Origin of the sequence: Mesorhizobium robiniae, assembly GCF_040545535.1 — a bacterium.
Taxonomy (GTDB): domain Bacteria; phylum Pseudomonadota; class Alphaproteobacteria; order Rhizobiales; family Rhizobiaceae; genus Mesorhizobium; species Mesorhizobium robiniae.
This window is the reverse complement of record NZ_JBEPMC010000003.1, coordinates 742,361-760,915: the sequence shown is the minus strand read 5'-3', so window position 1 is coordinate 760,915 and position 18,555 is coordinate 742,361. Positions and strand designations below refer to the sequence as shown.

Below are 18,555 nucleotides of genomic sequence, written 5' to 3'. Positions count from 1 at the left end.
GCAATCGCATATGGCGCTCCCCCTCTCCGTCTCGGCTTCGCCGAGCCACCTCTCCCCCACTTTGTGGGGGCGAGGAACCAAGCTTTCCATGGCTGTGAGCTCGACGATTGGCGTTCCTCGCCCCCATGAAATGGGGGAGAGGTGGCCGCGCAGCGGCCGGAGAGGGGGCTGGCGCTGCCATATGCGATTGCCCTGCCCCAAGTGGGGGGGCGCGAAGGAATGAGACGCTTCAGGCGTCGCTGAGCAGCTCGACACTTTTCGCCAGCACCGCCGGATCGCCGAGGATGCGCAGCGTCTTCAGCCGGGCCGAGCCACCGGCGACGACCGAGACGGCAGATCGCGGCACGCCCAGTGCCTTGGCGACCAGCCGTTCAAGCGCTTGATTGGCGGCGCCGTTTTCCGGCACGGCGCGGACGCGGGCCTTCAGACGGCTTCGCCCGTCTGCCGAGATCTCGATGCCTTCGAGCCTGTCCATTGCCGCTTTCGGCGTCAGCCGGACGAACAGGTCGAGGCCGTCGTTACGCGGGCGAAACGGCCTAGTCATGGAACGACCGGTCAGACGACCAGCGGCGCCACCGTGGTGAGCAGGAACTGCCGGAGGAAGAACAGGATCAGAAGCAGGATAATCGGCGAAATATCGATCCCGCCGAGGTCGGGCAAGAAGCGGCGGATCGGCCGCAGCGCCGGCTCGGTCAGCCGGAAGAGCATGTTGCTGACGCTATCGACGAACTGGTTGCGTGAGTTGACGACGTTGAAGGCGTAGAGCCAGGAGAAAATCGCCGAAGCGATGATGATCCACCAATAAATGTCAAGCGCCAGGACAATGGTCTGAATGAGAGCTATCATGCCGGTCTCCGATTGTTGCCGACATGTAGCCATTACGGGCGAAAGCAGCAAGAGCCGCTGTCCGCAGCAGGCCGCGCGGAGGGCTGGCCGCGCGGCTTTTGGGCAGAACACCGTCTTGACAGGAAACCGCCGCGCCCGATAAATGCGCCCATCCGCTGGACGGGGCTGTAGCTCAGCTGGGAGAGCGCGTCGTTCGCAATGACGAGGTCAGGAGTTCGATCCTCCTCAGCTCCACCAGCGGGATATCCTAAATATCTGATTTCGTTGCCAGTGAACGGTTTTCCGTTGGCTGGGCTGTGGTTCGCTCAGCCGGTCATCCCTTTGTCCGGCGCGGCGGCAGCTGCATATCGGCGGATGACGAAGGTCCAGTCGGTCCGGCTCCACGGCTCGGATGCGAAACATCGGCGACGCTGACGCGTTTAGCGGCAGGGGCGGAGGCACCAGAGGCAAAGCGAAGGAGGCTGGAATGCCCGAAGCGAATGGCCGTTACGCACTGGGCTTCACCACACTCGAACAGGAGGTCGACCAGCTGCCGTTGCAGGTGGAAGGCGAACTGCCGGCGTGGCTCACCGGCCGGCTTCTCCGAACCGGGCCTGCGAAATTCGAGGTGGGCCGGCAAGCCTATACGCATTGGTTCGACGGTCTCGCCATGCTCCACGCCTTCGACTTCAGCGATGGAGCGGTCCGCTATTCCAACCGCTTCATCCGCTCGCAATCCTATTGCGAGGCGATGGAGAAGGGTCGCATCGCGCGCGGCGAATTCATGACCGATCCGTGCCGCACGATCTTTGGCCGCGTCATGGCGATCTTCAATCCAAAGCTTACCGACAATGCGAATGTCAATGTGTCGGTGCTGGCCGGCGAGATCGTGGCGCTGACCGAGACACCGATGCCGATCCGCTTCGATCCACGCACCCTCAAAACGCACGGACGGCTCCAATTCAGTCGTGCGATCAACGGGCAGATCTCGACTGCGCACCCGCACAGCGACGGCGAGCGCGGCTACTCCTACGTTATCGAGATGGGGCGCCGCAGCACGTATCGCCTGTTCGTCGACGAAAGCGGCGTGCAGCGTGTCCTGGCCGAATTGCCAGTTGATCGGCCGAGCTACATGCATTCCTTCGGCATGTCGGAACGCTATTTGGTGCTGACGGAGTTTCCGCTTCGGGTGAACCCGCTCAAGCTCGCTTTGTTCGGCAAGCCCTTCATTACGAACTATCGCTGGCAGCCGGAGTTCGGCACGGTATTCACAGTGATCGATAAGTCGACCGGCGCTGTCGCCGCCCGTGCCAGGGCGTCGTCGTGCTTCTGCTTTCACCACGTCAATGCCTTCGAGGCGGACGGTGCGCTGCTGGTGGACCTCCTCGCCTATCCCGATGCGAGGATCATCGGCGAGCTGCGCCTCGACCGGCTGCGCTCCGGAGCGCAGGTCAACCCGACCTCGACCTTGACGCGGTACCGCATTCCGCTCGACGGCAATCCTGCTGCGGCTGTCGAGATCGAGCCGGAACCGCTCTGCGACACGCGCATCGAGTTGCCGCGCATCGACTATTCCCGCCGCGCAGGCAGATCGTACCGCTGCGTATGGGGAGCCGGGCAAAGTGAAGCGGACAGTTTCCTCGACACCATAGCCAAGATCGAGCTTTCGGCCACCGCGCCGGCGACCGTCACGACCTGGGCCGAACCGGGCTGCTATGCTGGCGAGCCTGTTTATGTGGCGCGTCCGGCCGGCGTGGACGAAGACGATGGCGTCCTGTTGTCCGTCGTCCTCGATGTCGGCGCCGGCACGTCATTCCTGCTTGTGCTCGACGCCGCGACGCTCGCCGAACGCGCCCGGGCATCCGTCCCGCATCACATCCCTTTTGGCTTTCACGGCAACTATTTTGCGCGCCCGGATCGATCCGCGCGCTGACCGATGCCAAGTGCCGGCCACTGGATTCTCGGCACTCAGGGAAACAAAGCCGGCGCCCACGCTCCGCCGGCGGAACTCGAGGCAACGGCCGCCGCGACGAACTTCACGCCACGGGCCCCGTCGACGACATCGGGCACCTGGGCGGCGCGGGCGGCATCAACCGCTTCGCCGGCGCGATGAGCGCGGATGATATCGGCGGCGTCCCGATAGAGATTGGCGAACGCCTCGATGTAACCTTCCGGGTGGGCTGCCGGCATGCGCGACACACGCCGGCTCTCCTCGGACGCACCATGACCGCCGCGCACCAGCGTGCGCGTTTCCTCGCCATGGCGCGAAAAGCGCAGTTCTTCAGGCCGCAGGCCCGACCATTCAAGCCCGGCCTTGTCGCCATAGATGCGGACCGACAGGTCGTTGTAATGGCCGGGGGAGGTCTGGCTGGCCAGGATGGTGCCACGCGCCTCGCCCGTCCAGCGCACCAGCACATGAGCGTTGTCGTCGAGCCGCCGCCCCGGCACGGCGGTGAAGAGATCGGCAAAGACCTGCTCGGCCTGGCATCCCGAGACGAAGCTTGCGAGGTTGAACGCGTGCACGCCGATGTCGGCAAGCACCGCCGATTGCCCGGCCCGCGCCGGATCGGTGCGCCATTCGGCCTGCTTCTGGCCCTCCGCATCGATCGGCAAGGTCAGCCAATCCTGGATGTAGGCGGCGTGCACGGCGACGATCCGGCCGAGCTCGCCGGCCGCCACCATCTCGCGCGCCTGCCGGACCATAGCGTAGCCGGTGTTGTTGAGCGTGACGACGAACTTGCGGTTTTTCGCGCGCGCCAGGCTCACCAGTGCTTCTGCGTCAGTCAGTGTTGTCGACAGCGGCTTGTCGCAGATCACGTCGATGCCAGCTTCGAGGAACGGGGTGGCGATCGGCGCGTGCAGGTGGTTGGGCGTTACGATGACGACGGCTTCGATGCCGTCGGACCGCATCGCCTCGACGCGCGCCATTTCGCGATAGTCGGCATAGCTGCGCTCGGGCACGATACCGATCTCGGCGGCCGAGACGGCCGCGTTTTCCGGATCCGAGGACAATGCCCCGGCAACCAGCGCGATCTGGTCGTCGAGCCGCATGGCCAGCCGGTGCACGGCACCGATAAAGGCGTTGCGGCCGCCACCCACCATGCCGACCCTCAGGCGTTGGCGCATTGATCCGTCCGAGGTTGCATAGACCATGATTTGAGAACTCCGTGCCGAAGATTGTGAACGCGACTATAGGATGTCGGACGCCATTTTCGAACATGATTTCCAATTTTTGTTTTGTAAAACGATCATGCCGCGCTAGCTTAGGGACTTGTCATGACCTTGGGAGGAGGGTTCGGGTGACGAGACACAGCTTGTCAGACGCCGCCTTCCCTGTGTCATGAGCGGAGCGCGCAGATCGCCCGACCAAGCTGGCACTGGCGGCCGCAATGAGGCTCGGGTGAAAAAACAGGGCCGCTCGCTTGCCGCGCTCGGCTACACCAAGCCGCAGACTTATGAGGAACTGCGCGCGGTGCTGTCGTCCGGTACCGTGCATTTCCCAAAACGCCTGCGCCAGGTTGCCATCTTCCTGTGGCAGCATCCGAGCGACGTGGCGCTCGGCACGATCGCGCAGGTCGCCGAGCAGGCCGGTGTGCAGCCCTCGACGCTTGTCCGTTTCGCCCAGATCTTCGGCTATGCCGGCTTTTCCGATTTCCAGGGGCTTTTCAAGGACCATGTCAAAGGCTCCTGGCCCGAAGGCCGGGCGCGCGACGGACAGGATCGCGCGGCCACCGAACCCAACGCCGATCTGCATTTTCTCAACGGCATGGTCGGCGCCTCTCAGGCTTCGCTCGGCCGCATCGACAATAGCTTCGACATTGCCAGCTTCGAGCGCATGGTCGACCTGCTGGCGGCGGCCGACCTGATCTATGTGATCGGCAGCAAACGCGCCTTTCCGGTCACTACCTATCTTTCGCTTACTTTGTCGCAGCAGGGCGTGCGCAATGTGCTGGTCGACAATGTCGGCTCCACCGCGCTCGACCAGATCAGCTGCATTGGCAAGCGCGACGCCGTGCTGGCGGTCTCCTTCAGCCCCTACAACTCGATCACGCCGGATCTCGTCGCTGTCGCCTATGAGCGAAAGGCGCGCATCGTTGCCATAACCGACAGCACGTTTTCTCCCCTTGTCAAGTTCTCGGACACATGGCTGGAGGTTGTCGAATCCGACTTCGCCGGCTTCCGCTCGCTTGCCGCCTCGCTCGCCGTCGGCATGGCCCTTGTCCACGGCGTCGTCGCGCGCCGCACCGCCGCGGACGGACACGATTGACTATCGGGAATTAGCGTTTCATATTTACAAAAATGAAAACTTTGTTCCGGGAGGAGCAATGGAGCTTCGGCTAGAGGGCAAAGTGGTGCTGGTCACCGGCACGACGCAAGGCATTGGCCGGGCGATCGCCGAGAGCCTTGCGCGCGCTGGCGCCGGCGGCCTGCTGGTCACCGGCCGTGAGCCGGTGCGTGGCGCCGAAGTCGCAGCGGCGCTTTCAGCGATAGGCACGCCGACGAGTTTCGTCGCCGCCGATCTGGCTGACGCCACGGCGCCGGCGCGGCTGGTGGAGGCATGCGTCGGGCGCTTCGGGCGCTTCGACGCGCTGGTCAACGCCGCCGGCCTGACCAACCGCGCCTCGTTCCTCGATGCCGGCCTCGACGATTGGGCAGCGCTGTTCGCCGTCAACGCACGGGCGCCGTTCTTCCTGATGCAGGCGGCCATTGCGCAGATGCGCAAGCAAGGTCAAGGCGGCGCCATCGTCAACATCCTGTCGATCAACGCGCATTGCGGCTCGCCCGAACTCGCCGTCTATTCGGCCACCAAGGGCGCGCTCGCTACCCTCACCCGCAACGCCGCCAATGCGCATCGCTTCGACCGCATCCGCGTCAACGGCATCAATGTCGGCTGGACCGACACGCCGGCCGAGCGCATCATGCAGGCCGAGACGCTTGGGCTGGGCCCGGGGTGGCTCGACGCCGCCAACGCGTCGCAACCTTTCGGGCGACTGCTGGCGGCCGACGAAGTGGCCAACCTCGCCGTGTTCCTGCTCTCCGACGCCTCCGGGCCGATGACCGGCGCCCTGATCGACCAGGAACAGTGGGTCGTGGGGGCGAACCGGTGAACGCTTCAGCGCCCCCCGAAAGGCTCGGCCCGAAACTTATTAGCCGGCTTCGTTCTGACATTCAAAAGCCGTCCTACGACCGGACAGCGCTGGCCGCCGGCATGGCCCATATCGGCGTCGGCGCCTTCCATCGCTGCCACCAGGCCGAATACACCGACGATCTCCTGTCCAGCCATTTCGATCGCTGGGGCGTGGTCGGCATCAACATCCGCCCGCCAAACCTGTCGCAGACACTGGGCAGGCAAAGCGGGCTCTACACGCGCCTCATCCGCGAGGACGCCCAAGTCGAGGCGCGAATCATTGGCAGCATCGTCAGGGTTGTCGACAGCCAGGACAGTGCCGCACCCGCGCTCGACGTGCTGGCCTCCGCCGACATCGACATGGTCACGCTGACCGTGACCGAGAAAGGCTATTGCCACGTTCCATCCAGCGGCGCGCTGGATGTGGGTCACCCGGACATCGTCCACGACCTCGCCAACCCGCTGATGCCGCGAAGCGTACCGGGCATTCTGGCGCGGGCGCTCGAACTGCGCATGAACTCGCACGGCCGTCCGGTGACGCTGCTCTCCTGCGACAATATCCCGACCAACGGCGTCATCCTGGCCAATGTTGTGCAGGCTTTGGCCAGCCGGCGCAGCAACGGTCTTGCCGACTGGATCGCCGCCAATGTCGCTTTCCCCTCGGCCATGGTCGACCGCATCGCGCCAGCGACCTCGCCAGCCGATATCGAAGCCGTGGAGCAGCATTTTGGCTATCGCGATGCCGCCGTCGTCGTTGGCGAGCCGTTCCGGCAATGGGTGATCGAACAAAAATTCGCCGGCCGCGTGCCGCGATGGGACCGGGTCGGCGCGAGCTTCGTCGGCGACGTCACGCCGTTCGAGCACCTCAAGATGCGGGTGCTCAACGGCGCCCAGACCACGCTTGCCACGCTCGGCGTGCTGGCCGGCCTTGAGCACACGTCCGATGCGATCGCCGATCCGCTGCTCGCCACTTTCGTTCGGCGCATGCTGACCGAAGAGACGCTTCCGACGCTGATGCCGGTGCCGGGTATGGCGCCGCTGGCTTATGTCGAGCAAAGCCTCGCTCGCCTGCGAAATACGGCAATCCGCCATCGCAACCATCAGATCGCCACCGACGGCTCGCAAAAGATCGTGCAACGGCTTCTCAACCCGATCCGCGAGCGGTTGCAGCGCGGCGACAGTATCGCGTTCTTGTCGGTCGCGGTTACAGGCTGGATGGCCTATCTGATCCGCTCCTCGGCACGGTTCGGCAGACGCTGGCCGGTGTCCGACCCTTATGGCGACAGGATCGCCGGCCTTGCCGACGCGGTCGGCGCCGACACGAAGGCTTTGGCAGCCGCGATCCTCGCCATCGACACGATCTTCGATCCGGAGCTTGCCGCAAACGGCGATTTCCGCAACGCGATCATCGCCGGTCTCGACGGCCTGCTCGGCGACGATCCGATGGCTTTCGTCAGACAGGTTTGTGCCTTGCCGACGGCCGCACGGTTGAAGCGGCCCACACAATCGGCATAGTAGGGGGAAGGGAGGCACTATGAAGCTCGGACTGCTCACCGCACCGTTTGCGGACGCATCGCTTGACGAGGTTGCCGATTGGTCAAGCTCGGTCGGCTTCGAGGCGCTGGAGATCGCCTGCTGGCCGAGATCCTCAGGCACCGCGCGGCGCTATGCCGGCACCAGCCATATCGACGCCGCCTCGACCTCGGCCTCGCAAGCCAAGGAAATCGCCGCCGCACTGGCGGAAAAGAACCTGTCGATCTCGGGCCTCGGTTTCTACCCCAATCCGCTGCATCCCGATGCCGCCCACCGTCAGACCGTCATCGACCATCTGAAAAAGGTGATCGTGCTGGCGAGCCATATGGGCGTGCCTGTCGTCAACACCTTCTGCGGCGGCGACGCTTCGAAAACCATCGACGCCAACTGGGAAGAGGCGCTCAAAGTGTGGCCCGCCATAATAGCCCACGCGCGTGACCATGGCGTGAAGCTGGCCTTCGAGAACTGCCCGATGATCTTCAGCTATGACGAGTGGCCGGGCGGGCACAACATCGCCTATTCGCCCTATATCTGGCGCCGCATTCTCGAGGCCTGGGGCGGCGATGTCGGCATGAACTTCGACCCCTCGCATCTGGTCTGGCAGATGATCGACCAGGCCCGCTTCATCAAGGAATTCGGCCCATACATGCTGCATGCCCATGCCAAGGACCTGATGATCGATCCTGATGGACTTTACGAGCGCGGCATCCTGTCGGCCGGCATAGGCTGGCAGGTGCCGCGCATGCCGGGACTCGGCGATGTCGACTGGAACGTCATCTTCTCAGGCCTCTATCGCGCCGGCTATGACGGGCCTGTTATCATCGAACACGAGGACCGACGATTTGAAGGGAGCGACGACAAGGTCAAGCGGGGCTTTCTGCTGGCCCGCGACGTGCTGCGCCCCTTCGTGAAGTGACACCTTTTTGAACTGAACCGAAATCAATGTGGAGGAAGACTTACATGCGTAACAGGAAATATCTGGCAATGGTCCCGCTGCTCGCCGGCGCGGCCTTCATGGCTTCGGTCGGCGTCTCGGCCGCTGAAGCCAAATACACGATCGGCATTTCCAACACCGTCCAGGGCAATGGCTGGCGCGAGGAGATGATCTGCGCGATGAAGGCACAGGCGCTGGCCTCCGGCGAAGTGACCAAGCTGAACATCGCCCATCGCAACACCGATGCCGCCGGCCAGCTCGAGGACATCCGCAACCTGATCAGCGCCAAGGTCAACGCCATCGTCGTCAACCCGGCCGATCCAGCCGGCATCAAGTCAGCCCTCGAGGAAGCGACCAAGGCCGGCATCGTCGTCGTCGCCGTCGACCAGGCGGTCACCGAGCCCTCGGCCTACATCATCTCCAACAACCAGGAGCAGTATGCCTATCTCGGCGCCAAATGGCTGTTCCAGCAGATCGGCGGCAAGGGCGACGTCGTCTATATGCGCGGTGCGGCCGGAGCCTCGGCCGACAGCGACCGCGACAAGGGCTTCAAGAAGGCGCTCGCCGAATTCCCCGACGTCAAAGTCGTGCATGAGGTCTTCACCGGCTGGCAGCAGGATCAGGCCAAGCAGCAGATCCTCGATTTCATCGCCACCGGAACGCCCGTCAACGGCATCTGGACCTCGGGCATCGACAATGTGATCGTCGATGCGCTGGTCGAGTCGCAGACGCCGCTGGTGCCGGTGGTCGGCGCCGACAATGCTGGCTTCGTCGGCCAGCTGAACTCGGTCGAAGGCCTTGTCGGCGCCGCGGTGACCAACCCCGGTTCGATCGGCGGCGCCGGCGTGACGCTGGCTCTCCAGATCCTGAACGGCAAGAAGCCGGCGGAGCAGACCGTGCTGGTCGAGCCGCAGCTCTGGGAGAACGCCACCGAGGAGGGCAAGGCAAAGCTCAAGGGCGCGGCCGATCCGTCGCTGAGCCCGGAATGGCCAGTCTCGATCTCCATCCCGGACTGGACCACCTACACCAAGGAACAGATCGTCGCCTGCAAAGGCCCTGGCGAGTAATGATCGCTTCGAGCAGCGTAGCGAGGACGGCGAACTGCCGTCCTCGCGATACAACGAGTTGATTGGTTGGCGCTCTACGGCGCTCCCCTCTGTCCTGCCGGACATCTCCCCCACGAGTGGGGAGATCAGCCGTTACCAAGGCTTTGGCCAATCTTCGGCGTTGCAAGAAGAGGGTCGGCGTCATAGCTGCCAATCTCCCCCCTTGTGGGGGAGATGTCCGGCAGGACAGAGGGGGGCGCCGTAGAGCGCCAGCAAGAAAGTTCTGTTTCTGATGCGGACAGCGTAAGTGGTTGGCGTCATAAATATTTGGACAGTTTGGACGAGAACAACACGTTTTGACAACAAACCCTTTGCAGCAAAACCCCCTCCTGGACGCCACCGGCGTCGTGAAGACCTACGGCGCCGTGGTGGCGCTGCGCAACGCGTCGCTTTCGGTCCTGCCGGGTGAGGTCCATGCGCTGATGGGCGCCAATGGCGCCGGCAAATCGACGCTCGTAAAAATCCTGACCGGCGCCATCCGCGCCGATGCCGGGCATATCCTGATCCGCGGCGAAGCCCGCGACGTGCGCTCGCCCGCCGATGCGCGCCGCGCCGGCCTGCTTCCGGTCTACCAGGAACCATCGCTCATCCCGGATCTCGACGTTGCCTCCAACCTTCGCCTGACCGACACGCCGGTCGAGCCGTTCCGCGCCTGGGTGCGCGAGCTCGGCATTCCCGACCTCGACATCCGCGACACCGCGCGCGACATCCCGCTTGCCGTGCTGCGCGTGCTCGATCTGGCGCGCGCGCTGGCCGTCGAGCCCGACGTTCTGCTGCTCGACGAGATGACCGCAGCACTGCCGGCAAACCTTGCCGAAAAAGTGCTCGAAGTCGTGCGCCGGCAAGGCGACAGCGGCCGTTCGGTGATCTTCATTTCCCACCGCTTTGTCGAGATATCGGCGCTTTGCGACCGCGCCACCGTGCTTCGCGACGGCGAGACCGTCGGTGTCGTCGACATCGAACCGGGCGTAGAGGAGCGCATCGTCGAGATGATGCTCGGCGCCAAGGTCGAAAAGACGCGGGTGGCCGCGCGCCAGGCGGGCCAGGCCGCCTCGCCCAGGGATAGCCGTCCGCGTCTCGGCGTGGCGAACCTTCGTGTCGGCACCAAGCTCAACGACGTCTCGTTCGAGCTGGCGAACGGCGAGGTCGCAGGCGTCGTCGCGCTTGAGGGCCAAGGCCAAGACGAGCTCTTCGCAGCACTTGCCGGCTCCATCCGCCCGTCCGGCGGCACGATCGAAGTGGACGGGCAGCCGGTGAGATTCGCGCATCCGGCCGATGCGATCCGCGCCGGCATCGCCTATGTGCCCGGCGACCGCACCGAGGCGCTGACCATGCAGCGCTCGGTGCGCGAGAACATCGCGCTCCCGTTCAGCGCCGCCTTGCGCAACTGGGGGCCGATCAACATGCGGCAGGAAGGCTCCAAGGTCGTCAATGCGATCGAGCGGCTGCAGATCGACACGCGCGCCCAGCGCGAGGTGCAGCGGCTGTCCGGCGGCAACCAGCAGAAAGTGACGATCGCCCGCTGGATCGCCGCTGAGGCACAGACCATCCTCTGCTTCGACCCGACGCGCGGCATCGATGTCGGCACCAAGCAGGAGATCTACAAGCTGCTGCGCCAACTCGCCGACCAGGGCAAGTCGGTGCTGTTCTATACGTCCGAGCTCGAGGAGGTGCAGCGTGTCTGCGATCGCGTCATCGTCATCTTTGGGGGACGCGTCGTCGATGTCTTCCCCGTCGAACTCGCCGACGAGCCGGCGCTGATGCGCGCCGCTTACGGCTTGCCGCGCGGCGCCAAGGAGGATGTCGGCATCCTTGCTGGCGCGAACCCGGCGGTGACGCCTTGAGCCGCCTTATCCGCCGCCAGGGCTGGGTCGCCGGCCTGATTGTCCTGTTCGTGGTGCTGTTGGTGATCACCAAGCTGATCCAGCCGGGCTATGGCAGCGGCGATTTCGGCTCGCTGGTGCGCGCGGTGCTGCCTTACGCCTTTGCCGTGGCCGCCCAGACGATTGTCGTCATCGCCGGTGGTATCGATCTTTCCGTCGGCGCCATGATGGCGCTGACCAGCGTCACCGCCGCCTCGATGATGGACGGCGCCAGCGAGGAATACGCGCTGTTCGTGGTGCCGTTCGTGCTGGCCATGGGGCTGGTGCTGGGCGCCGTCAACGGCATGCTGATCGTCGTTACCCGCGTGCCCGACATCGTCGTCACGCTGGCCACTCTCTTCGTTCTGCAAGGCGCGGCGCTGCTCGTCCTCGGCGCGCCCGGCGGCGGGGTGGCCGAATGGCTGAGGGCGACCATCATCGGCACCGTCCCAATTCCGGGGCTGCCCGGGATCTCCGCCTGGATACCGAAAGCGCTGATCCTGCTGGTCATCTGCCTCTGCATCATCTGGATACCGCTCAAGCGGTCAAAACTCGGCCTGTCGATCTACGCCATCGGCAGCAGCGAACTGGCAGCATTTCGCAGCGGCGTGCCCGTCGCGCGCACCAAGATCATCGCCTATGCCCTGTCGGGGCTTTTCGGCGCCATGGGCGGGCTGGCGCTGACCATGAGCACCGGCATCGGCGCGCCCATCCCCGGCCCCTATCTTCTTGCCAGCGTGGCGGCGGTGGTGCTCGGCGGCGTCGCCCTTGGCGGCGGCAAGGGCGGATTGCTCGGCCCGATCGTCGCCGTCTTCGTGCTGCGGCTGGTGCGCACCGACCTGACGCTGCTCGCCATCGATCCCAACGTCACCGCAATCATCGAGGGCGCGATCATGGTCGCCGTGGTGATGTTCGGCGCGTTTATTACGATGAGAGGGCGGCAATGATGAGCAGTGCCGTGAGGTTGGCGCATCGGAATGAAGTAAGGCTTGGCGCTCTACGGCGCCCCCCTCTGTCCTGCCCCGGGCAAAACCAATCGCGAGCAATCTGATGAGCACAACCGCGATCACTCCCCAACCCGTCCCCTTCGGCCGCCGCCTGAAACGCTTCATGGCCGACCGGCCGCTGATCCCGCTGATCATCCTGCTGGTCATGCTGGTGGTGATCCTGCAGATCCTGCGCCCCGGCATCGTCAACGAGCGCTGGCTCGCCAACACCGTCAAGTTCGCCATCCCGCTGGCAATTCTTGCCGGCTGCCAGACCATGACCATGCTGACCGGCGGCATCGATCTGTCCGTCGGAACCGTGGCGACGATGAGCGCCTTCATCATGGCGACGCAGGTCGTCAACCATGACCCGGCGGTGGCGATCCTCATCGCATTGGTGCCGGCGGTGCTGATCGGCCTGGTCAACGGCATCGGCGTCGGCGTCTTTCGCGTGCACCCGCTGATCATGACGCTTGGCACCAGCCTGATCGGCACCGGCTGCCTGCAGGTCTACCAGCGCACTGTCATCGCTTCGGGCGCCAAGATCCCGCCCTTCCTGGCCTGGCTCGGCACCGGCCTCACCTATGGCATACCCAATGCGCTGCTGTTGTTCGTGCCTGTCGCCGTCCTCATCGTCTTCACCTTGAACCGCACCGGCTTTGGCCGCCTGCTTTACGCGGTCGGCGACAATGAAGGGGCGGCACGCCTGTCCGGCGTCCGCTACTGGCAGGTCATCACCGCGCTCTACATCATCTCGAGCGTGCTCGCCGGCATCACCGGCCTGCTCTATATCGGCCTGATCAAGGCGCCGTCGCTATCGCTGGCCGAACCGCTGGTGCTGCCTTCGGTGGCAGCCGCCGTGATCGGGGGAACCTCGATCTTCGGCGGCCGCGGCGGCTACACCGGCACGATCATCGGGGCGCTGATCCTCACCGTGCTGACGACGCTGCTGACCATCCTGCAGATGCCGGAGGGCGCGCGGCGGATATTGTTCGGGCTGATCGTGCTGTTCGTCACGGCGGCGTATTTGAGGATTATTGAGGATCGGTGAAGGCGACACGGCGCCTGCTTCTGGCAAAGTCGACTTACGTCTACACACGCTGACCGTTGTGGCCATGCGGTCTTGCAATTCTCCGTCCCAGCCATCACGAGCCTACTCCCCTGCACGCCGCTTGTCGGCCGCACCGGAGCCCCATAGGGCGCGCGTGAACAGGTTCCGTTTGCCCTTGCGCGGGACAAGCTCGATATCGCTGACAAGCTTTGCGCCGTCCTTGCGCCGCTCCAGGGTGATCTTGCGGCTGTGGTAGGCTTCCAGCTCGGCTCGGTGCGCCACGCTTATGATGGTGACATCGGGCAATTCGTGGAGCAGCACCTCCATCATCCTGCCTTGGCTCTTCTCATCGAGCGCTGAGGTCGCTTCATCCAGGACGACGATATCGGGACTGTGCAGGAGGAGGCGCGCGAAGGCGAGCCGCTGCTTTTCGCCACCCGACAAGGTCTGGTCCCATGGCGCGTCTTCCTCGATCTTAGCGGCGAGATAGGCGAGGCCCACCTTGTCGAGGGCAGCCTTGATCTCCTTGGTCGTCCAGTTGTCGGCCGCCGCTGGATAGGCGACGGCGCGGCGAAGCGTACCAGAGGGGATGTACGGCCGTTGCGGCAACATGAACAGTCGTCTCTCGGCGTGGAAACTGACGCTGCCGCCGCCCCATGGCCACAGACCCGCGACAGCTCGCACCAGCGTGCTCTTGCCCGAACCCGATTCGCCGGCCACCAGCACCCGCTCGCCCGGCTCGATCACGACCTCGGTTTCCTTGACCACGGAGGTGCCGTCGTCGAGCGTCACGGACAGATTGTCGAGGCTGAGCATCGCATCGTCTTCGGTCTCGCCACGCTGGATCCGCCCCAGGGCGTCGCTCTGTTCGGCGCGCTCCAGCCCGTCGAGCGACATCATCAGCGAAGCGATGCGCCGGGCCGAGGCGTTCCAGTCGGCGAGACGTGGATAGTTGTCGACCAGCCACCCGAACGCCCCCTGCACGATGGCAAAGGCGGACGCAGCCTGCATGACCTGTCCAAGCGTCATGCTTCCCTCGAGAAACTTCGGAGCGCAAAGCAGGACCGGCACGAGCGGCGCAAACAGGCTCGACCCTTGCGACACCAGCGCCGTGCGCATGTGCTGGCCCGTGAGCAGCGCCCATTGCCTGAGCACATGGCCGAAATTCCTGTCGATGCCGCTGCGCTCCTCCTCCTCGCCGCCGAGCAATGCGATGCTCTCGCCGTTTTCCCGCACGCGCGTCAGCGTGTAGCGGAACTCGGCTTCCGCCTGGTTCTTTTCCTCGGAGAGGTGGACGAAATGGCGGCCGATGACAGTCATGGACGTGGAGGTGATCGCGGCGTAGACGACCGCCGTGATGACGAGGAAGCCGGGAATGGTGACGCTCGAACCCGCGATCGTCAGCGTCAGCGCCCCGCCGATCGTCCACAGCACGACGATGAAGGTCGAAGCCGACAGAAACGCGTTGAGGACACCGGCGATGAAGTCGACGGGGGATTCGGTGGCAATGCGCAGATCCTCCGCGATGCGGGCTTCGGGATTCTGGTGGTCGCCGCCGACGAGGTTCAACTGATAATAGCGGCCGTTTGCGAGCCAGCGCGCGATGACCGCTGTGGTGAGCCAGGAACGCCAGCGGCGCTGGATCGTCATGCGAAGGTAGACTTGCGCAACGACCAGGCTTCCGCTGCCGAACACGAGCGGCAGGAAAACGGCGCTCAGGAAATAAACGGTGCGGGCATTGCGTTGCTCGATGGCATCGAAAATCGAGCGGTTCCAGACATTGATTCCATACTGGAAGCCGACATTGATGCAGATCAAGATCAACAGCGCGATCGTGAACAGCCAGGCGAGCCTGTCGCCGCCACGGCCCCAGTATCCGCGCCCGCTGATCCAGAAGCGCTTCAGCAGATATTTCTTACGCGCCTGCTCGGCCTGCTCGGGCGTCAGCTGAGGATCGGGTTCGATCGCCTCCGGCGGCGGCGCGGGCTCGCCGTCGACCTCGGGAGCGGGTTCGAGGACCGGGGCGTTCTCTTCGCCTGGTTTCTCTTCGCTCGGTACCTCTGGACGCGACTTCTCTCGGCGCGATGGGCGCGGCTTTCTCGCACCGGGCGGTTTGGCGCTGCCGGGCGGTTTGGCTTTGAATTCAGCCTCTGGCATCGCCGACAACGGCTTGATACTCAGAAGGTTTCATAATGTCCGCCCGGCATCCGGCTGCAGCCGGCAGGTTGCCGCCCTCGAAGTCAGGACGCATTTCCACTCAGGGGAAAGAGTTTCCACCCCATCGGGAGACATAGTGCCGCCGGCCCGATTCCCTCCGCCATTCAAAACCAGATGCACGACCCAACGCCACAGGCTATATTACCCCCTCGGGCTGAGGCTCATCGCGGGAGGGCATGGCATGCAGGCAGTGCCGATAGCGCATCAAGCGACGCAACCTGCCGTCAGTCCCGCATCCTCCATGGCCGGCTATCCAACCGCTGTCCTGTGCTGGCTGCTTTCGGCCGGTGTCTATATCGCGGCCAAATGGGTGGCACCTGAAATGCCGCCTTGGGGGCTATGCTTCTGGCGGCTGGCGCTGGCTTGCGCCATCCTGCTGCCGATCGTGCACCGTCACCATGAGGCAATGATCGGGCTGTTGCGAACGCGCGCCGTGGAGGTCGTCGCCGTCGGCGCAATCGGCCTGACGCTCTGCCAAGGCATGATATACCACGGCCTCAATGACACTGACGCAACCACGGCCGGCATCATCATGGCGCTATCTCCCGTCATGACGATGGTGCTCGCCCGTTTTGTGCTTGGCGAGCCGCTCGGGCTTTGGAAGTCGCTTGGCGCGCTGGTTGCGCTGGCCGGGATGATTTTCATCGTCGCGCACGGGAACCTGACGGCGCTGCTTCAGCTCAAGTTCAACGCTGGCGAGTTGTGGATCGTTGGCAGCGCGTTCTGCTGGGGCCTGTACACTGTGCTTTTGCGCCGTGCCAGGTTCGGCATCGAACTCTTGCCGATGGTCGTGCTGCTGCTCGGCGCCGGCGCGCTGGTCGCCTTGCCTTTCCATCTATGGGAATTGTTCAACGACGAACGCTCCACCATGGACGTCAATAGCATTCTCGCGCTCGCCTATCTGGCAGGCCCGGGCGGCGCCTTGATGTACTATCTCTACAACAAAAGCGTGGAAACGCTTGGCGCGAGCCGGGCGAGCATGCTGCTCTATTTGCAGACAGTGTTCGTCGCCATACTCGCCTATCTACTGCTTGGCGAAGGCTTGCACGGCTACGATCTGGTCGGCGCTGCCTTTATCGTCGCTGGCATCGTGCTCGCTACTGTGCTCAAACCCGGGCCGGGCCCCGCACGCGTCGCGTAGAAATCTTCCGGGTGGCTGGGGCGAGGAATTGGCCGTTCCGGACTGTCCGCCTATGGGCGCAAAGCAGGCATCGCCGCTGTCACTACCATCGACATAGCTGCAGCTTGAAGAAGGGCTCTTCTTCCCAAGCACTCTTCGCCACCTCACACAGCCAAACGCCCCTGCTCCGCCTCCTCCGCATTCGGATCGCCCGGCGCCGTCGCCCAGGCCAATTCCACCAGCGTCACCGTCCGCCTTCCAACCCCGTCGAGTTGGCACACGATCAGTCCCTGCTCCTCAATGTAAGTCAGCAGGCGCCGGGCGCGGCGCAGCGAGTGCGAGCCGTAGGCGCGGGCGATCGTCGCGTCGCTCGGGCAGGGCCAGCCTTCCTTCGCCGCGCGAGCGATCATCATGAACACGCCTTGCATATCCTCGGGCAGCAGCGAGGCGCGCACCGAGACATCCTGCCACGCGTCATCCCCGGCCATGTCGGAGCCAAGGCCGGCGCGGGCGCGCGTCAGCATGCGGCGGAACTCCGGCAGATCCGGCACGACCGAGGCGAGGCCCTCGATGCGGCAGCGGACCACGAACTCCTGATAGAGCACGCCGATAACACGGAAACCCGCGTCGGGCTGCGCCATCACGGCGCGCAGGACGCGGTCGACGCGCTCCCGCCGCTCCGCCAGATCCTCGGCGCTGATTGGCGGCTCCACCGGTTCGGGGCGCATTTCCAGCGCCGCCGACTTTGCCGCCATCAGCTGGTCGAGCAGGTCCGGCGACGCCGCCCGGCGCTGCGGCCTCACGGTCTCGGGCGGCGGGGCTGCCAGGATGATCGCGCGCGCGTCCTCCAGTGCCGATTCCGGCAGCGGCATCAGGCGCGGGGTGCCGTTGCGCGGACTTGTCTCCGTCGGGCCGATGCGCAGGCCCAGCGGACGGCGCGATAGCGCCGGGCCCAGCGCCATGAACTGCCCGCGCTCCAGGTCGCGAAAGGCCTCGGCCTGTCGCCGCTCCATGCCCAAAAGGTCGGCGGCGCGCGCCATGTCGATATCGAGAAAAGTCCGGCCCATGAGGAAATTGGACGCTTCCGCCGCGACATTCTTGGCGAGCTTGGCCAGCCGCTGGGTGGCGATGATCCCGGCAAGCCCGCGTTTGCGGCCGCGGCACATCAGATTGGTCATGGCGCCGAGCGAGAGTTTACGCGCTTCGTCCGACACCTCGCCGGCAACCGCCGGCGCGAACAGTTGCGCCTCGTCCACCACCACCAGCATCGGATACCAATGGTCGCGGGCGACCTCGAACAGCCCGCCGAGAAAGGCGGCCGCGCGCCGCATCTGGTTCTCGGCGTCGAGCCCTTCGAGATTGAGCACCGTCGAGACGCGATGGATGCGTGCCCGCTCGCCGGCGCTCTGCAGGCCGCGCTCGGTATGTTCCTCGGCATCGATCACCAAATGGCCGAAACGGTCGCCCAGCGACACGAAATCACCTTCGGGGTCGATGATGGTCTGCTGCACCCAGGGCGCACTCTGCTCCAGCAGCCGGCGCAGCAGGTGCGATTTGCCGGAGCCCGAATTGCCCTGCACCAAAAGGCGGGTCGCCAGCAGCTCCTCAAGATCCAGTGCCGCCGGGGCGCCCGCGGTCGTGTGGCCCATCTCGATCGCAACGGTCATGTCTCGACTCTCCTTGAGGAGAGGGCTTACCAACCGCATCGCGGCCCGTCGAGCGCGCATGGCCGGCGGCTCGCCGTTGCGCACAAGCTGGACGAATGCGGCTGGCGCGCAGCCATCAGGCGCCGG

The 18,555-nt window shown here is 64.8% G+C and carries 15 protein-coding genes and 1 tRNA gene; 11 read left to right on the top strand and 5 right to left on the bottom strand.

Translation table 11 applies throughout. The features are described 5' to 3' along the window. Positions 1-229: 229 nt before the first annotated feature. Both ABID19_RS11855 and ABID19_RS11850 read right to left on the bottom strand, forming a co-directional pair. Positions 230-544: a DUF167 family protein gene (locus tag ABID19_RS11855; RefSeq protein ID WP_354490642.1), complete on the bottom strand. Its 315-nt coding sequence runs from the start codon at positions 542-544 to the stop codon at positions 230-232. 11 nt (positions 545-555) lie between these two features. Further along, positions 556-846, bottom strand: a complete 291-nt coding sequence (locus ABID19_RS11850; RefSeq protein ID WP_023800489.1) for a YggT family protein — start codon at positions 844-846, stop codon at positions 556-558. A 161-nt stretch (positions 847-1,007) separates the two neighbouring features. Here ABID19_RS11850 and ABID19_RS11845 point away from each other — a divergent pair. Continuing rightward, positions 1,008-1,083 (top strand) — tRNA-Ala (locus ABID19_RS11845). 229 nt (positions 1,084-1,312) lie between these two features. Beyond that, on the top strand, positions 1,313-2,758 hold the full coding sequence (locus ABID19_RS11840; protein WP_354490640.1) for a carotenoid oxygenase family protein: 1,446 nt from the start codon (positions 1,313-1,315) through the stop codon (positions 2,756-2,758). 35 nt (positions 2,759-2,793) lie between these two features. Here ABID19_RS11840 and ABID19_RS11835 read toward each other — a convergent pair whose 3' ends face one another. Beyond that, a complete protein-coding gene (locus tag ABID19_RS11835) occupies positions 2,794-3,978 on the bottom strand; it encodes a Gfo/Idh/MocA family protein (RefSeq protein ID WP_354490639.1) in 1,185 nt (394 codons plus the stop codon). A 187-nt stretch (positions 3,979-4,165) separates the two neighbouring features. Between ABID19_RS11835 and ABID19_RS11830 the strand changes: the two genes are divergently transcribed. The 8 genes from ABID19_RS11830 (at position 4,166) to ABID19_RS11795 (ending at position 13,425) form a co-directional block, all read left to right on the top strand. Continuing rightward, complete coding sequence (locus tag ABID19_RS11830) at positions 4,166-5,092, top strand: MurR/RpiR family transcriptional regulator (RefSeq protein WP_354490638.1); 927 nt, start codon at positions 4,166-4,168, stop codon at positions 5,090-5,092. A gap of 58 nt (positions 5,093-5,150) precedes the next feature. Next, the gene (locus ABID19_RS11825) at positions 5,151-5,933 is read left to right on the top strand and encodes an SDR family oxidoreductase (RefSeq protein WP_354490637.1); all 783 of its coding nucleotides are present in this window, start codon (positions 5,151-5,153) and stop codon (positions 5,931-5,933) included. Further along, positions 5,930-7,468 (top strand): mannitol dehydrogenase family protein, encoded by a 1,539-nt coding sequence (locus ABID19_RS11820; protein ID WP_354490635.1) that lies wholly within the window; start codon positions 5,930-5,932, stop codon positions 7,466-7,468. Before ABID19_RS11825 ends, ABID19_RS11820 begins: the two co-directional genes overlap by 4 nt. Positions 7,469-7,487: 19 nt before the next feature. Further along, positions 7,488-8,402, top strand: coding sequence for a sugar phosphate isomerase/epimerase family protein (locus ABID19_RS11815; RefSeq protein ID WP_354490633.1), 915 nt, complete (start codon positions 7,488-7,490; stop codon positions 8,400-8,402). Positions 8,403-8,428: 26 nt separating this feature from the next. Continuing rightward, a complete protein-coding gene (locus ABID19_RS11810) occupies positions 8,429-9,487 on the top strand; it encodes an ABC transporter substrate-binding protein (protein ID WP_354490631.1) in 1,059 nt (352 codons plus the stop codon). Between the two features lie 350 nt (positions 9,488-9,837). Then, on the top strand, positions 9,838-11,370 hold the full coding sequence (locus ABID19_RS11805; protein ID WP_354490678.1) for a sugar ABC transporter ATP-binding protein: 1,533 nt from the start codon (positions 9,838-9,840) through the stop codon (positions 11,368-11,370). Further along, complete coding sequence (locus ABID19_RS11800) at positions 11,367-12,335, top strand: ABC transporter permease (RefSeq protein ID WP_354490630.1); 969 nt, start codon at positions 11,367-11,369, stop codon at positions 12,333-12,335. The genes ABID19_RS11805 and ABID19_RS11800 overlap by 4 nt, the downstream gene beginning before the upstream one ends. Positions 12,336-12,438: 103 nt before the next feature. After that, positions 12,439-13,425, top strand: coding sequence for an ABC transporter permease (locus tag ABID19_RS11795; RefSeq protein ID WP_354490629.1), 987 nt, complete (start codon positions 12,439-12,441; stop codon positions 13,423-13,425). 102 nt (positions 13,426-13,527) lie between these two features. Here ABID19_RS11795 and ABID19_RS11790 read toward each other — a convergent pair whose 3' ends face one another. Then, positions 13,528-15,582 carry an ABC transporter ATP-binding protein/permease gene (locus tag ABID19_RS11790; protein WP_354490628.1) on the bottom strand — a complete coding sequence of 685 codons (2,055 nt, stop codon included), beginning with the start codon at positions 15,580-15,582 and terminating at the stop codon, positions 13,528-13,530. A gap of 241 nt (positions 15,583-15,823) precedes the next feature. Here ABID19_RS11790 and ABID19_RS11785 point away from each other — a divergent pair, with 241 nt between their 5' ends. Further along, the gene (locus tag ABID19_RS11785) at positions 15,824-16,783 is read left to right on the top strand and encodes a DMT family transporter (RefSeq protein ID WP_354490626.1); all 960 of its coding nucleotides are present in this window, start codon (positions 15,824-15,826) and stop codon (positions 16,781-16,783) included. A 143-nt stretch (positions 16,784-16,926) separates the two neighbouring features. Here the strand turns inward: ABID19_RS11785 and ABID19_RS11780 are convergent, their stop codons facing one another. After that, the gene (locus ABID19_RS11780; RefSeq protein ID WP_354490624.1) at positions 16,927-18,429 is read right to left on the bottom strand and encodes an ATP-binding protein; all 1,503 of its coding nucleotides are present in this window, start codon (positions 18,427-18,429) and stop codon (positions 16,927-16,929) included. Positions 18,430-18,555 lie beyond the last annotated feature (126 nt).